Genomic DNA, 16,985 nt, shown 5'->3' with positions numbered 1-16,985 from the left:
TTGATAACATTAAATACCAAAGATATGAAAAAGTGTGTAATTTTAGTTGCAATATTGTTCTCTGGAATTCTAGTTGCACAAGAGGTAAAACCTGAATTAGAAGTTGTTGGGAATAAAGTAAAAGCTACTTATTATTATGAAAATGGTAATGTACAACAAGAAGGCTTCTTTAAAGATGGTAAATTAGACGGCGTTTGGGTATCGTATGATGAAAAGGGAAATAAATTGGCTGTAGGAGAGTACACAGACGGAATGAAAACTGGAAAATGGATTTTCTTCAATGAAAAAAGTCTTTGCGAAGTTGCTTACGAAAATAGTCAGGTAAGCTCAGTTAAGAATTTACAAAAAAATGCTTTGGCAAATAGAAATTAATAAGATTTCAAAAACATAAAAAAAACCGCTCATTCAGCGGTTTTTTTTTGATCAAGATATATTGTGTTGTAAAGTATTTTGTATTAGCTAGTTATTTTAACCACAGAGAATACAAAGTTTTTTTATCTCTTGTTACACATAGAAAACACAAAGTCCACAAAGCTTTGTGGACTTTGTGTTTTCTATGTGTAAAGTAAAATTAAATCTTAGCGGCCTTTGCGGTTAAAAGTTTTTATGCCTTGATTTTTTTACAAGATTTATTTTTTCTTCCATACCAAATTACAAAACCTGTAACTGGCAGAGCCGCCGCAATTAAACTAATTATAAAAGCGATAATTTTTCCGGGTAAATCTAGAATTTGACCAGTGTGAATTCCATAATTCATTTCGACAACCTGCAGACCCAAGCTTTTTTTGTGGTAAGGATCACTCTGAATTAATTTTCCATCGCCAGGATGAAAATAATAGTTGCTTTGATGATCATATCTCAAAGTATGCGGATATGCTCCTGTGCCAATAATGTCTCCTTTTTGCTGTGGAAAAGCAACAAAACACATTTCGGCTTTTGGCTGAAGTTTCATGGTTTCAATAAAAGCACGATCGATTGCAATAGTCGTATTGCTATTAAATTTGGTAGTATCGATTACGGGAGTTTTTGTTTCGGCAGCTTTGTCTCCACCAAAATTGAAAGTTTTGTAAATTCCGTCACCAACCCATTCATACGTAAAAGTTAAACCGGTTATGGCGATAATCGCAGCGATAATTGCAATATAAAATCCGGATGTGTTGTGCCAGTCATAATTTACTCTTCGCCATTTTGCAGACCATTTAACCTTAAAACTTCGTTTAAGATCGCTTCTTCGTTTTGGCCACCATTGAATTATTCCTGAAATCAGTAATAAAATAAAGAGGATTGTTGCACCACCAATAATGTGTTTACCAATATAATCGGGCAAAAGTAAATACAAGTGAATGTATTCGACAATTATAAAAAAGTCTGTTTTAGGATTTTCGGTTTTAAGATATTTCCCCGTGTATGGATTAAAATAAAGATATCGATTTTCAGTATCAGAATACGTGTAGACAATTGCAGCTCTATTTTTTCCATAATATGAAACCATTGATTGTTTATAATTCGGAAGAATTTCTTTTGCCTTTTCCTGTAAAACAGATGGTAATAAGAACGGTTTGTTTTCTGGTTCAACAAATCGCCATTCTTTTCTGGTAATGTCTTTTATTTCATCATGAAAACAAAAAATGCAACCCGTAATACTTATAATAAAAACAATAAGCCCGGAAATTAATCCGAGCCATTTATGTAGAAAACGTATTTGTTTTTTGAACCCYATTTCTTGAATAAAAACGTAAAAATAGACGCTAAATCTATAAGGGGCAAGTTATTTAGATTATTTTAAGTTATTGCTTTATAAGTAAAGGAGAGTTAGCTACTAACTTCACGAATTTCCACGAATTTAACTCGTGAGATTTGTGAAATTCGTGGTGGAAAAATTTTAGGCTCTTTTTTGTGCGACAACTTCTTTTTTCGGTTTTAAATGATAAGCAACATAAAGTGTTATCGAAGCTAAACCAATCCAGAAAACATCAATAAAGAAAACCTGAACTTTATTTTGCATGAACGAATTCCAAAACCAGTTTCCGGAAACTATTCCGTTTGTAATTGGGATTAGAAAACCTAAAATACTTCCTGAAATCAGGCAAAATTTATTTGTAAATGCATCGTTCTTTTTAAGAATAAAAAAGACGATAAGTATTAACCATATTCCAAAATAAACAAGGTACAGATTGTCCTGAGTCAAAGGATAAAATATTTTAACAGCAATAAAAGCAAGTGCTGTAACTGGGTACATGCTTAAACAAATGGCCAAATAAATACGAACAACAGTGGCGTTAAAACGTCTTTTCTTTTCGGGTAAATTATTTTTTTGTCTTGCCACCAACCAAATCATTACACCCGAAATAATCACAAAACAAGTGATAATTCCTAAAATGAAACTCACTATTTTTAAGGCATAACCTCCATAATCGCCAAAATGGATTCGGTATAAAACATTTTTTACAACATCTAAATAGTTGTTTTGTGTGATTGGATTTTTCCTGGCAATTTCTTTCCCGTCAGAGATTCGGTAAACGACTTTTCCAATTCCTGTAAATTTTTTGTCACTTAACATTTCGCCTTCAACCAAAACGTGCATGTTTGAATCTCCATAATTTTGAATAAAAACACGGGTGATTTCAAAATCTTTCCAGTTGCTTTTTGCTTTTGCAACTAATTGATCAATGTTAAAAGGTGTGGCTAATTTTTTATTGTCAAATTTATAATCGGGATCATTGTATTCTAATTCTTTGTACAATTTGTCCTGATCGCCTTTGTACAATGCCATTACAGCCGGCGCAACGATTAGAAGTTTAATCATAAAAAAAGCTCCTGTTACTGCATAAACAAACTGAAAAGGCAAACCAATCATTCCTAATGCCGTGTGAGCATCTGTCCACAATGTTTTTAATTTTTCTTTTGGACGGAAAATGTAAAAGTTAGAAACAATTTTTTTCCAATGCAGCAAAAGCCCGGTTACAATAGCAAATAGAAAAAATAACGCCGTAAAACCAGAAAGATAATATCCAACCGGATAAGGTATCTGAGCTAAGAAATGTAAACGATATAAAAATTCCCCTAATGAATAGGATTCTTCATAAGTAAAAGATTTATAGGTTTTTGTGTCCAGATAAAAAAACGAACCTTCTTTTTGTTTGGCTGGAGCCAAAGTATCTTTTGTGCCTTCTAAATAAACAGCAACTCTTCTTTCATTACCGGGTTTAGAAATAGTAATATTTCTTCCGTGTAAAACATATTCTTTGTCTAGCTTTTTTAAAGTAGTGTTGTAATCTAATTGAATTTCTTTTGTAATTGCAGTAGATTCATTTCTTTCCCAATTGATGATTTCATCTCTAAAAAAAGAAAATGATCCTGCAAAAAAGATCACAAATAGTACGACACTGATCACGATTCCGCTAACGGTATGTGTATGAAAATAGATATTATAATTACGGTTATTCATAAGTTAGCTGGCTATCGGATTGCAGGTTTGACCCAAGTAAATGAAAAGACAAAAAAGTAACGTTAGAAGGAGATAAATGCCCCAGATTCTCCATCCGCTTTTGGCTAAAAAAGCAATTATCATTAAGGCAACCCAAAGAATAAATCCGGTAAAAGCCATTGTCATTAAGATATTAGCGCGGTTAAACCAAGATGCTAAAGCCAAATGAAAAGTGACTGAAACAAAATAGCCGCCTAAAATGGCAGCAGTTATTTTGGCAAATCGTTGCCATTTTGATTGGGTTAAATATTTTGGATTTGCTGGCATACTTTGGTTAGAAATGGTTTAGTTGTAATAGAATTCTAAAAAAGCAATTAGTATAAAAAGTGCTAAGAGAACTTTAATATTGATTTTTTTTAATGGTTTTAAAATGATAATTAAGCTTCCAATAGTCATTAACTGAATAAAAAACATCAATGTGCCACAACCCAATGATTGTGTAAAAAGCCATAACGAGTATGCTAAAAGCAAAAGTGTTAATCCGGTAATTTTGGTTTGTTTAGGATTTTTTTTCATCCATTTTTCAAAACCTAAATCATAAGACAGAACTGCTCTTTTTGAGGTATAGTACAAAGTATAAAATGCTAAAAAAACGATAAGGCTAGCTATTGTTATCATAATTTAATAGAATTTAAAAAACACCTTTCTCCTAAAAGAAAGGTGTTTGGAATGTTTTTTATTAAAATCTGTATGAGAAATTCGCAGAAACAGCTCTCATGTTTTTTGGGTGAATTGTAGACCAACCATCGTAAGTATCAACATTAGCAATATTGTCTAATTTTAATGTCAATGTAAATTTCTCTGTTCCGTAGAAAATAGAAGAATTTAAAACAGTATAAGAAGGGATTGCAAACTGACCTACAACATTTCTATTCATAATTAAGTTTTTGTCAGCATAATTTCCACCAAAACCTAAACCAAAACCTTGTAAATCTCCTTGAGGAAACTTGTAGCTTGCCCAAAAGTTTGCTGTGTTTCTTGGTCCTGAACTCTCAGGTCTGTTTCCTACGAACGAAGGATCTCCAGCATTTAAGACAGCATCTACATAGCTGTAACCAGCAACAATGTTTAAACCAGCAACTGGATTTGCAACGATTTCTGCTTCAAAACCTTTGTTTCTTTGTTCTCCATCTTGAAAAGAAGTTTGAGTTGGTACTCCGCCTGTAGAACCATAAACAGTATAAACCTGATCTGTTACTTTGATGTCATAATAGCTAAATGTTGCGTAAAGTTTGTCTTTAAAAACATTTAATTTCGTTCCGATTTCAAATTGGTTAGCGTGTTCTGGTTTGAAAGTTCTTGGAATAGATGCGCCGCTTAAACCAATATCACTTGTTGGAGCTGTGTTAGTAAAACCATCCATATAGTTGGCAAAAATCGAAACTTTGTCAATAATTGGCTGATAAACTAAACCAAATTTAGGTGAAAAAGAAGTTTGATTAAAATCATCAGCATTTGTAGTTACATCACCGGCAGTCATAAAACGGTCTACACGTAAACTTGCCATTGCAGATAATGCAGGAGTAATATTGATTACATCTGATGCATAAGCACTAATAACTTCTTGTTTTGTTTTGTTATTGTTTGCAGTAGTTTCTGCTATAAGTTTATCAGAACCAGCTTTTGTTAGGTTACCACTGTCACCATTTGTAATATATTTTGCAGGATCTGTAATGCCGAATACATATTGGTTTACAGTTGCTAAATCTAAATTTCCAATATAAACCCTTCCATTAGATACGTATCCAGAACCATTATCAATTTGACCTCTGTTAAAGTAATCTAAACCAACAACAATTCTATTTCTTAAATTTCCAAGTTTGAAATCGCCAATAAAGTTTTGTTGAATATCTGTTGTTAAAGTTGTTGTATTTTGATAATTCATTGAACGCCCCAAAACAATTCCTTGATTTACCTGTGCAGGGAAAAATTGTGTGCTTTCATATAAATAAGTATAATATCCTTCAGATTGAGATGATCCTCTAGATAGAACCGTTTGAGAAGTCCATTCATCGGAGATTTTGTAATTCATTTGTCCTTGAAGAGAGTAAGAAGGAGTTTCAATCGCAAGTTCGTTACTTGTATAAGAGCGTTTGTTATCATAACCCAATTCATCCATATTATGAACTCTTAACGGTGCACCTCTGTCTAAAAATAACATAGTAGGATTCGTCTGTTTATTGTTCATGAATTCTGTATTAATAAAGAACGAAAGTCTGTCGCTAACTTGGTAAGATAAAGATGGAGCAAAGAAAAATGATTTTCTAAATCCAGCATCTTGAAAGCTGTTTTCTGTATGATATGCAGTATTAACTCTGAAATTAATTTTGTGTTCATCGTCTACTGGAGTATTAATGTCTGCAGTTACACGGTTTAATCCATAGCTTCCTGCGGTATAGCTTACCTCTCCGCCAAAGTGATCGTACGGTTTTTTAGTAGTTAAGTTGATTAAGCCTCCGTAAGAAATTAAACTACTTCCGAATAAAGTTCCAGAAGGTCCTTTAATAACTTCAATTTTATCAATATTTGCTGGATCTATACTTCCGTTATTCAACGCAGGTAATCCATTTGTCATTGTTGGCTGCACAGCAAATCCTCTTAGAGAGAAATATCCGGCACCGTCACCACCACGTCCAGTAGAAGCCCAAAGCGGAGATAATCCCGGAGCATTTTTAAGTGCATCATCAATATTGCTAACTACTTGCTCTTTTAATAATTCGCTTGTGATAGTAGTGTAAACTTGTGGATTTTCAAGATTTTTAAGTGGTAATCTTGAAACTTGTTGAGTTTCTTTACGAGCTAATGGATTTTTTCTACCACTTCCGTTAATTACAATTTCGTCTAATTGTTCAGAATTTGAACTAATTGTGAAATCTTCTATTATTTCATCGCCGGCATTTAGTGAAATACTTTTTTCTTTTGATGAATGTCCAACAGAAGAAACTTTAATTACATAGCTTCCCGGTTTAAGGTTTTTAATTTCGTAAAAACCGTTACTATCTGTATTTGTTCCTATTTTAGTTCCTTTTAGAACAACAGAAACATTGTCTGCAGCCTGATTGTTTGATAAACTAATTTGTCCTTTAACGCTCGCCTTTTCTTGTGCAGAAACAAATGTACTTGCTAATAGAAAAAAACAAAAGCTTAAGAAAGAAATTGTGAATTTATATTTCATTTTTATTTAGAATTGATTTTAATAGTGCAAATCTAAGCGTTGAACGCCAATCATACAAGCTATTCTTATTTATTCTAAATAAAATAATTTTTAAAGGGTAAAATTTACGTTTGTTTAAAAAATTAACAACTTAAGCAATATTTAAGCTAATCTTAAGAAAAAAAGCCTGCTTCAGTTAAGAAGCAGGCTTTTTGTTATTGTTGAAAATTACTACAATTACAATTCTAAAGCACGTTTAGCATCGCCATTCATTAATAATTCTACCGGATTTTCTAAAGCTTCTTTTACAGCAACCAAGAAACCAACAGACTCACGTCCGTCGATAATTCTGTGATCATAAGAAAGAGCCACATACATCATAGGGTGAATTTCAACTTTACCATTTACAGCAATTGGGCGCTCAATAATATTGTGCATTCCTAAAATTCCTGATTGAGGAGGATTGATAATTGGGGTACTTAACATACTTCCAAAAACACCACCATTAGTAATTGTAAAAGTTCCACCAGTCATATCGTCAACAGTAATTTGACCGTCACGTGCTCTAAGTGCTAATCTTTTGATTTCAGCTTCGATTCCACGGAAAGTTAATAATTCAGCATTACGAACAACAGGAACCATTAAACCTTTTGGTCCTGAAACTGCGATAGAGATATCAGCAAAATCGTAAGCAATTTTATAATCACCATCCATCATTGAGTTAACATCAGGATATAATTGTAAAGCTCTTGTAACTGCTTTTGTAAAGAATGACATAAAACCTAATCCTAAACCACCATGCTTTGCTTTGAAAGCATCTTTGTATTCATTACGGATTTGGTTAATTGGAGTCATGTTAACTTCGTTGAAAGTCGTTAACATTGCAGTTTCGTTTTTAGCAGCAACTAATCTCTCCGCTACTTTACGACGCAACATTGATAATTTTGAACGCTCAGATCCACGGCTTCCACCAGTTGGAGTTCCCATAGAAGGTACTGCATTTACAGCATCATCTTTAGTAATTCTTCCACCTTTACCAGTTCCTGAAACTGTTGCTGGTGCTATATTTTTTTCGTCTAATATTTTTCTTGCTGCAGGAGATGGAGTTCCAGAGGCGTAAGTTGTTGGCGCTGCTGCCGGAGCAGGTGTTGCCTTCGGTGCTTCAGCTTTTACTTCAGCTTTAGGTGCCTCGGCTTTTGGAGCTTCTGCCGCTGGTGCTGCCGGAGCATCTCCTGCTGGTTTTACACCGTCAGTATCAATTAAACAAACTACAGCTCCTACAGCAACTGCATCACCTTCTTCTGCTTTTAGCGTAATAATTCCGCTCATTTCAGCCGGTAATTCAAGAGTTGCTTTGTCTGAATCAACTTCAGCAATAGCTTGATCTTTTTCTACATAATCTCCGTCTTTTACTAACCAAGTTGCAATTTCAACTTCTTTTATTGATTCCCCTGGTGATGGGACTTTCATTTCTAAAATCATCTTACTTTTTGTTTAAGGTTTTTATGGTTTCAGTCCCGATAGCTATCGGGATTGAAACTTGAAACATTCTTTTTATCTAATTTGTGTATGACATATAAGGAAGTAATTTTAAAAACACTTCTCCTTTTGCTGTTAATTTATTGTATTTTTCTATCGAATTTTTAATGATGCTTTCATATTCTTGGGCACCTTCTTTCAAATCGACATCCGTAGCAATGTATTCTTTATTTTCTGAAATTGATTTAAGGATCGCAGCCTTCTTTTTTTCAAATTTCTTGGGTGTTTTATAACTCCCTGGATGAGGACTAAACGGAACTAATACTACTCCTGCTTTTATAAAGCCCATTTGACCTTCAGAATCAATTATGTAAATTTTCCCGGGATCAAGTTCTGCATTAATAAAGTCTGTGTTTTCAGAGCGCGACCAAAAAATATGCTTACCTGGTTCGCATTCGTAAACTAAATATTTACCGTAGTTGAATTTACCTAAGTATTTTTCTCCATCAAAATATTTAAAATTTATTAAAGCTCCAGCTCCTGAAGATCTTACGAAATAAACGATTGATTTCCCTTCAGCCGGTTTTCTTAATTCCTGTGAATAACCTGTAATCGATAGTATTGCAAAAAACAGAATTAGTATTTTTTTCATACTATCTGAATAAATTTTTATCGAATACCATTCTAATTGCATCTGCATGACGACGTTTTGCACGTGTGTAACTTCCTGATGCTGGTGCAGCGTAAGCTTTTAATGATGCTAATCTCCATTTTACAAGATCAAAGTTCATTAGCATAAAGCTGTAAGCTCCCATGTTTTTAGGCTCTTCTTGTGCCCAAACATAATCATCTGCATTTGGATATTGTGCAATAATTGCTTTAAGCTGCTCAACAGGTAATGGGAACAATTGCTCAATACGAACTACTGCTACATCATTTCTTCCGTTGTTTTCTCTCTCAGCAACAATGTCATAATAGAATTTACCGGTAACGAAAACTAACGTTTTTACTGCTTTTTTATCTACTGCATTATCATCAATAGTTTCCTGGAAACTTCCTTTTGCTAATTCCTCAACTGTAGATACACATCTTGGATCACGCAATAAACTTTTTGGAGAGAAAACTACCAAAGGTTTACGGAAATTCGTTTTCATTTGTCTTCTCAACAAGTGGAAGAAATTGGCTGGAGTTGTACAATCTGCTACATACATATTTTGTCTTGCACAAAGTTGTAAGTAACGCTCCATTCTTGCAGAAGAGTGTTCTGCACCTTGTCCTTCATATCCGTGAGGCAATAATAAAACGATACCATTTTGGTTGTTCCATTTATCTTCACCACATGAAATATACTGGTCAATCATAATTTGAGCTCCATTAGAGAAATCTCCAAATTGTGCTTCCCAAATCGTTAAGGCATTTGGATTTGCCAATGCATATCCGTAATCAAAACCAAGAACTCCATACTCAGATAAAAGAGAATTGAATACACCAAATTTTCCTTTTTTGTTTTCGATAGCATCCAATAGAATTACTTCTTCTTCAGAATCTTCTACTTTAACTACAGCGTGACGGTGAGAGAATGTACCACGCTCTACGTCCTGACCTGAAATACGAACATCAAATCCTTCTGTCAAAAGAGAACCGTAAGCCAGAGATTCTGCTGTTCCCCAATCGATAGTATTATTGTCGTATCCAGTTTTTCTATCCGTTACAATTTTAGATATTTTACTGATGAATTTTTTGTCAGCTGGTAAAGTCGAGATTGTGCTTATGATAGAATCCAATCCTTTTTTGTCAAAAGCAGTATCTACTTTTTGAAGCATTTGTGTATCAGTTACCTGAACAAATCCGTCCCATTCGTTTTTCATGAATGGAGTGATAATTGTCAAATCTTTTTTACGGGAAGCTTCTAAGTTCTCCTCCATATTAGATTTGTACTCTTTTTCTAAAGCGTTTACATATAAAGCATCAATTACGCCGTCAGACAATAATTTCTCTGCATAAATATCTCTTGGATTTTTATGTTTTGCGATGATTTTATATAAAACCGGTTGTGTAAAACGAGGTTCGTCACCTTCGTTATGACCGTATTTTCTGTATCCTAATAAATCGATAAATACGTCACGTCCAAATTGCATTCTGTAATCTAATGCAAAAGATACTGCATGTACCACAGCTTCAGCATCATCAGCATTTACGTGTAATACTGGTGAAAGTGTTACTTTGGCAACATCGGTACAATAAGTTGAAGAACGAGCGTCTAAATAATTGGTTGTAAATCCAACCTGATTGTTGATTACGATATGGATTGTACCTCCGGTTTTGTAACCGTCAAGCTGAGCCATTTGAATGATTTCGTACAAGATACCCTGACCTGCAATTGCAGCATCTCCGTGAACGGCGATAGGTAATACTTTAGAGAAATCGTCAGCATAATATTTATCTTGCTTAGCTCTTGTAATTCCTTCAATTACAGCTCCAACCGTTTCTAAGTGAGAAGGGTTTGGTGCTAAATTGATATTGATATTTTTTCCTGTTCTTGTTTTTTTGTCAGCCGTAAGACCTAAATGGTATTTTACGTCACCATCAAAGTATTCCTGATCGTAATCTTTACCGTCAAACTCACCAAAGATATCTTGAGTTGATTTTCCGAAGATGTTTGCCAAAACGTTCAAACGACCACGGTGAGCCATTCCCATTACGAATTGTTCAACACCTTTTTCAGCAGCTTGTTCGATCAAAGCGTCTAAAGCCGGAATGATAGATTCACCACCTTCTAGTGAGAATCTTTTTTGACCAACATATTTAGTATGTAAGAAGTTCTCGAAAGAAACGGCTTGATTTAATTTATCTAAGATAATTTTCTTTTCTTCAGAAGAGAAATTAGGCTGATTAACATTTACAGCTAATTTATCCTGAATCCATTTTACAACGCCAGGATTTCTGATGTACATGTATTCAATACCAATATGCTGGCAGTAAATAGATTTAAGACGTGTTACAATGTCTTGTAATGTCGAAGGTCCTACTCCGATAGTCTGAGCAGCATCAAAAACTGTTGAAAGATCAGCAGTTGTTAATCCAAAATTTTCGATATCCAAAGTTGGAGACGATGTTCTACGGTCACGAACCGGATTTGTTTTTGTAAACAAATGTCCTCTGGTGCGGTATCCATCGATTAATTTTAGTACATTGAATTCTTTTTGTAGTTTTTCTGAAACAAGACTACAATCTGTGTTGTCGCTAGTCACATATTCAACGATTCGTTGAACTGGATTTTCGTCATTATAAGTCGTTTGTCCAAAGTCGAAACCTTGAAAGAAACTTCTCCAGCTTGGCTCAACGCTATCTGGATTTACTAAATACTGATCATATAATTGTGCGAAAAACTCTGTATGCGCTGCATTTAAAAATGAAAACCTATCCATAATATTAGTGAATATACTTTTTGTTAAATAGAATGGCAAAAGTACAACAATCGCATTTATTTAAATCTTTTTTTTACGTACTTTTACGTAAAAATTTGTTAAAAATAGATCCAACTATGAATATAAATCAAATTTCAATCGTTTTCAAAACATTTTTTGTGATTTTGATAGTCTTCTTTTCAAGTTCGGCAATTGCACAGCAAAAGTACGTTATCGATAACAGCAATCATTTTTGGGATAAAGTTCAGTTTGGTGGTGGTCTTGGTTTAGGAATAGGTTCCGGTTATACGGATATCTCGGTTATGCCAAGCGCAATCTACAATGTAAATGAAATTTTGGCGGTTGGAGTTGGTCTTCAATTTGGTTATTTATCTTCAAAAAACTATTATGACTCCTTTGTTTACGGCGGAAGTTTGGTTACACTTGTAAATCCAATTCCTGAAATTCAATTGTCGGCAGAGTTAGAACAAGTGCGTGTAAATACAAGTTATGATTCGACGCCATATCGACCAAGTTACTCTGATAATTATTGGAATACTGCCTTATATCTTGGTGCAGGTTACAGAACCGGAAGTGTGACTATTGGTGCACGTTATGATGTTTTGTACAATGCACAAACAAGTCTTTACGGGTCTGGGTTTATGCCTTTTGTGAGAGTATATTTCTAAAAGGTTCAGAGGTTTTTGAAAGGTTCAAAGTTACAGAGTGGCAAAGGTTCAAAGGTTGAAAAAGGACTGTGCAAAAAAAAGTTTATAGAGAGTTTTTCTTTTGGAAAATACAGATTATACGAAACAGTAAACCCGACAGGTTTTTTAAAACCTGTCGGGTTTGTCGTTTATTGTTTTATCCACCCAATTTGTCATTCTGAGGAACGAAGAATCTCCACAAGTACCTCCGCAAAGATTTGAAAATAGGTGGTCGAGTTTCTTACGGAGATTTTTCGTTCCTCAGAAAGACAAGATTGCGGTTATGGTTATAAATGTGATTATGATTGCGTAGAATGGATTAAAATCCATCCCTACAATATCTTTTGTTCCTTCGGAACTGCTTTAAAAAATTCCTTCGGAATGATTTGTTTTGTAGAAATGTCCTCAAGAAAAAAGCCTCTGTCCCTTTGCAACTTTGAACCTTTGTCCCTTTTTTACTTAAAATTCTTCCTAAACCAAACCTTCTGCCATTCTCTTTTCAATACTAAAAAAGAAACTTGTTCAGCCAGAATTACCAAATCAGAACCATCTAGTTTTTTTATTTCACTTTCCGATACATCGATAATATAAAGCAGGTTTAGATATTCAGCAAATTTGTACTGAATCATTCGATAAATTTTTTCGTGAAGTTGAATTTTTAATTCATCGGGAGAAATACTTAATGGAAAATCTATGCCTTCGTTTGCCAAATTAAAGTCTTTATTAATTTGTTCAATTAAGCTTAGATATAAGTTTTCTTTTTCGGCATCAGCCAATAAAAAATCGGTATTTTCAGGAATTGGAAACATTGATGCTTTTTAAGAATTGAGGCAAAGTTAAAACTAAAAAATCATTTAACTGTCGATTCTCGTTCAATGATTCTTGTAGGAAGTTCAATAATTTGATGTGTTACCGGACGATGTTCTTTTATATCCATAATTTCATCGATCAAAAGGGAAACTGCCTGATGTCCCATTTCGAATCCGGGCTGATCAATAGTCGTTAATTTAGGTGAAATAACAGTACTCATAAACCAATTACTAAAGCCAAAAACGGCAACCTGCTCAGGAGTTTTTATTCCGGCTTCATTAAAATATTTAATAATTCCGATAGCGACTAAATCTGTAATCGCAAAAATGGCGTCTATATCCGGATTTTCGGTCATTATCTTTTGAGCATTTTCGTAGCCGTCTTCAAAATCGGTATTGTTATCACAAACGTAAACCAGTTTTGAATCATACTCAATTCCGTGTGCTTCAAGAGCTCTTTTATAGCCAAGAAAGCGATCAATCGAGTTTTGCGGAACATAAGAACCTCTAAAATGAGCGATTTTTTTATATCCTTTATTAATAAGGTAGGTAACGGCATCATAAGCCGCTTTTGCATCATTAATAACTACTTTGGAGCAATCAACTCTTTTGGCAATTTTATCAAACAAAACAACAGGAGTATTTTTTCGGATGGCTTCATTAATATGAGTAAAATCATCTGTCTCGTTTGAAAGTGACATTAAAACGCCGTCAACCCGTTTTTGAATTAATAAAGCAAGTTGTTTTTTCTCGAGTTCGTATTTTTCATTCGATTGTAATATAATGACAAGATATCCTCTTTTTTCCGCTTCTTCTAAAATTCCATTTAAGACACTGGAAAAAAAATGATGCACGGTAGCGGGAATAATGACACCAATAGTTTTGGTTTCATTAGTCCTAAGATTTACCGCGACAGAGTTTGGGATGTAGTTCATTGTTTCAGCCATTTCAATAACTCTGGCGCGCGTAGCTTTACTAATATCGGTATAACCTTTTAGTGCTTTTGAAACCGTTGTAACCGAAATTCCTAACGCGGAGGCTATATCTATTAATTTTGTGTCATTCATGAAATAAAAGTACTAAAAATAAACTGCATTGATAAAATTTTAAGTTCCGAAAACGTTTTAGGTCTTTTCGAAAACGTTTTCGATTTTAAATTGCTATATTCCTTATTATTAGTTGTTAAGTTTGACAGTGATAACCATAATTACTAACTAACCGAACAAAAAAATGAAAAAGCTACACCAGTATTTAGGTACATTACTTTTAATGTTTTGCCTATTTTTTTTACCAAATAATGGGTTTGCCCAAAATACCAATACAATTTCAGGAAAAGTACTCGACGATAGCGGAGTAACGGTTCCCGGAGCCAATGTATCTCTTAAGGAAACAGGAAAAAGTACGATTACGGATGAAAACGGAGGGTATTCATTCTCTAATATCGAAGCCGGAACTTATACCATTATTGCAACAAATGTGGGTTATAAAACCTTCGAGAAAAAAATTGCAATAAAGGAAGGAGAATCTTTAGAGGTAAATTTACTTCTGGAAGGAGAATCACAAAGTTTGAAAGAAGTTGTGGTTACAGGATCATCAGCTCCAAGATCTAAATTGGAATCCAGCGTTGCGATTACTACAATGGGAGCAAAAGCAATCGAAGACAGAGCACCATCAAGCACGGCGGCTTTATTGCAGACAATTCCCGGATTTGTAGTTGAGGCATCTGGAGGAGAAATTGGAAATAACCTTTTCGCAAGAGGAATTCCATCTGCGGGAGCTTATGAATATGTACAAATTCAGGAAGACGGATTAGCAGTTTTTGAAGATGGAGCATTGCAATTTGCTAACGCTGATACATTTTACAGACTTGATGAAACCGTGAGTAAAATGGAAGCAGTTCGTGGAGGTTCGGCATCTATTTTTGCCAACAATGCTCCTGGAGGGATCATCAATTTTATTTCAAAAACGGGTCAGAATGAATTTATGGGAAGAGCAAAATTCACGACTTCAGATTACGGAATGTTCAGAACGGATCTTAATTTATCAGGTGCTTTAATTAAGGATAAATTATTTTTTAATGTTGGAGGTTTTTACAGAGCTGATAATGGCGTAAGAAATACTGGATTTACAGCAAATAAAGGAGGTCAGATAAAAGGAAATATTACCTATAAATTTGATGATGACGATTATTTAAGAGTGAATTTTAAACACCTTGATGACAGAAATACATTCTATTTACCAATTCCTTTAAAAAGCAATAACGGAAAAATTGAAGGAATCCCAGGATTTAATCCAAATTATGGAACATTGACTTCAGTAAACTTCAGTCATTTGAATGTTCCTCAATATGGCGGCGGAACTTTTAGCGCAGATTTAGAAGATGGTTCTCATCCGGTTATCAACTCCATTGGAGCTGAATTCAAAAAGAAAATATCGGAGAAAGTAACTTTCAAAAATGCTTTCAAAAACACGAATATTGATTTGAATTATAACGCGATCTTTCCAAATGGAGGTCCGTGGACACAAGATGCTTATGCGACAAGCGTTCAAAATACAACAGCCAGCAATCTGACTTATTCTTATGTAGATAACGGACAAAAATTGGATCCAAATGCTTTAATTATGAGAGCTGACCTTTGGCATATTGACAAAAAGATGAACAATTTTGCGAATAATTTCTCTTTTAATTTTGATTTAGATCCTGTAAAATTGACTGCGGGTTACTACTATTCAAACTGGAAATCGAATCAATACTGGAACTGGAATTCTTATTTGGTAAATGTTTCGGACAATCCAAGATTATTAAATGTAAAAGACAATACAACCGGAGTTGATCATACCTGGAATGGCGTAGAAAGAATCACATGGTTAGAGAGAGACGCGCAAACCAAAGGAGTTTTGAATGATGTTTACGCTGACGCAGAAATTAAAGCGACAGATAATCTGACTTTCAACGCTGGTTTAAGATACAATAAAGACAAATACTCAGGTTACAGAGACAACGCGAGATTCTTCTCTGAAAACTTAGGAATTCTGGATAATAATACGGCTGATGATGCAGTAACAACGGTAAAAGGGAATCCATACACGTATTGGAGATATGATGTGAGCGAATGGTCCTATACGGGTGCTGCAAATTACAAATTCAATGATAACATGGCTACTTATGCTCGTTACAGTCATGGATTTAGATCTCCAATCGAAGAGTCATTTTATGACAATGCTGCAAACTTAAGCAAACTGGAGAATACAGAAGTAAATCAAATAGAATTGGGTTACAAATATTCTAATTCATTCTTTAACGTGAATGCCAATTTATTCCACATGGGATTAAAAAATGTTGCCTTTACTGATATCTTATCTGACGGAAGTTCTGAGAATAAATTTGCTGACGTAAACAATATTGGTCTTGAGGTAGAAACCAATGCAAGATATGAAATCGTAAAATTGAATTTTACGTTTACGGTTCAAAAACCGGAATACGATAATTTTACAGGTACAAATGCTGATGGTTCTACGTTTGATTTTAACGGAAATACTGCTAGAAGAATCCCTAAATTTTTCTGTAATCTAAGACCTGAAGTAGATATTACAAAAGATCTTACCGCTTATGTTCAGTTCTCTTATTTTGATAAAAAATTCACGAATCAGGATAACAAACAAGTTTTACCAGCTTATAAAGAAGTAGGAGCAGGGTTGAATTATACGTATAATAATCTTCGTTTTGCAGTTGATGCTTCGAACTTATTCAACGAAATTGGTTTAACAGAAGGAGATCCAAGACAAACAACCTCTGCGGCAAGCGATGTGTTTATGGCAAGACCTATTTTAGGACGTGCCTTTAGATTTTCGGTAGCGATTAATTTTTAATAAATTCAATATATAATATAGATACGGTATTGTAGAGGCGCACAGCAGTGCGTCTCCGCACCGTAACCACAA

Annotated in this window: 13 protein-coding genes; 3 read left to right on the top strand and 10 right to left on the bottom strand. The window is 34.3% G+C overall.

Annotation, left to right across the window (positions count from 1 at the left end; all coding sequences use genetic code 11):
* The first annotated feature begins 24 nt into the window (after positions 1-24).
* Complete coding sequence (locus EAH81_RS02755) at positions 25-372, top strand: toxin-antitoxin system YwqK family antitoxin (RefSeq protein WP_140503515.1); 348 nt, start codon at positions 25-27, stop codon at positions 370-372.
* Positions 373-604: 232 nt separating this feature from the next.
* On the opposite strand, the gene EAH81_RS02750 is transcribed toward EAH81_RS02755, so the two are convergent.
* The 8 genes from EAH81_RS02750 to EAH81_RS02715 form a co-directional block, all read right to left on the bottom strand.
* Positions 605-1,702 (bottom strand): PepSY-associated TM helix domain-containing protein, encoded by a 1,098-nt coding sequence (locus EAH81_RS02750; protein ID WP_262711751.1) that lies wholly within the window; start codon positions 1,700-1,702, stop codon positions 605-607.
* Between the two features lie 180 nt (positions 1,703-1,882).
* A complete protein-coding gene (locus tag EAH81_RS02745) occupies positions 1,883-3,448 on the bottom strand; it encodes a PepSY-associated TM helix domain-containing protein (RefSeq protein WP_140503510.1) in 1,566 nt (521 codons plus the stop codon).
* Positions 3,449-3,451: 3 nt separating this feature from the next.
* On the bottom strand, positions 3,452-3,754 hold the full coding sequence (locus tag EAH81_RS02740; protein WP_140503507.1) for a hypothetical protein: 303 nt from the start codon (positions 3,752-3,754) through the stop codon (positions 3,452-3,454).
* A gap of 18 nt (positions 3,755-3,772) precedes the next feature.
* The gene (locus EAH81_RS02735; protein ID WP_140503505.1) at positions 3,773-4,105 is read right to left on the bottom strand and encodes a hypothetical protein; all 333 of its coding nucleotides are present in this window, start codon (positions 4,103-4,105) and stop codon (positions 3,773-3,775) included.
* Between the two features lie 61 nt (positions 4,106-4,166).
* Entirely contained in the window at positions 4,167-6,662 is a 2,496-nt protein-coding gene (locus tag EAH81_RS02730) for a TonB-dependent receptor (protein WP_140503503.1), read from the bottom strand.
* A 216-nt stretch (positions 6,663-6,878) separates the two neighbouring features.
* Complete coding sequence (odhB, locus tag EAH81_RS02725; RefSeq protein WP_140503500.1) at positions 6,879-8,123, bottom strand: 2-oxoglutarate dehydrogenase complex dihydrolipoyllysine-residue succinyltransferase; 1,245 nt, start codon at positions 8,121-8,123, stop codon at positions 6,879-6,881.
* A gap of 76 nt (positions 8,124-8,199) precedes the next feature.
* Positions 8,200-8,772 (bottom strand): hypothetical protein, encoded by a 573-nt coding sequence (locus tag EAH81_RS02720; protein WP_140503498.1) that lies wholly within the window; start codon positions 8,770-8,772, stop codon positions 8,200-8,202.
* A gap of 1 nt (position 8,773) precedes the next feature.
* Positions 8,774-11,548: a 2-oxoglutarate dehydrogenase E1 component gene (locus EAH81_RS02715; protein ID WP_140503495.1), complete on the bottom strand. Its 2,775-nt coding sequence runs from the start codon at positions 11,546-11,548 to the stop codon at positions 8,774-8,776.
* Between the two features lie 116 nt (positions 11,549-11,664).
* Here EAH81_RS02715 and EAH81_RS02710 point away from each other — a divergent pair, with 116 nt between their 5' ends.
* Positions 11,665-12,216: a hypothetical protein gene (locus EAH81_RS02710; protein WP_140503493.1), complete on the top strand. Its 552-nt coding sequence runs from the start codon at positions 11,665-11,667 to the stop codon at positions 12,214-12,216.
* A gap of 473 nt (positions 12,217-12,689) precedes the next feature.
* On the opposite strand, the gene EAH81_RS02705 is transcribed toward EAH81_RS02710, so the two are convergent.
* Together EAH81_RS02705 and EAH81_RS02700 are read right to left on the bottom strand one after the other, a co-directional pair.
* The gene (locus EAH81_RS02705) at positions 12,690-13,043 is read right to left on the bottom strand and encodes a hypothetical protein (RefSeq protein ID WP_140503491.1); all 354 of its coding nucleotides are present in this window, start codon (positions 13,041-13,043) and stop codon (positions 12,690-12,692) included.
* A gap of 41 nt (positions 13,044-13,084) precedes the next feature.
* Positions 13,085-14,110, bottom strand: coding sequence for a LacI family DNA-binding transcriptional regulator (locus EAH81_RS02700; RefSeq protein WP_140503489.1), 1,026 nt, complete (start codon positions 14,108-14,110; stop codon positions 13,085-13,087).
* A 163-nt stretch (positions 14,111-14,273) separates the two neighbouring features.
* Here EAH81_RS02700 and EAH81_RS02695 point away from each other — a divergent pair, with 163 nt between their 5' ends.
* Positions 14,274-16,913 (top strand): TonB-dependent receptor, encoded by a 2,640-nt coding sequence (locus EAH81_RS02695; protein WP_140503487.1) that lies wholly within the window; start codon positions 14,274-14,276, stop codon positions 16,911-16,913.
* Positions 16,914-16,985: the final 72 nt, after the last annotated feature.

This window comes from Flavobacterium pectinovorum (assembly GCF_006438875.1).
Classification (GTDB): domain Bacteria; phylum Bacteroidota; class Bacteroidia; order Flavobacteriales; family Flavobacteriaceae; genus Flavobacterium; species Flavobacterium pectinovorum_A.
Note: the sequence above shows the minus strand (reverse complement) of the source record. Positions and strands in the feature narration are given on the sequence as shown.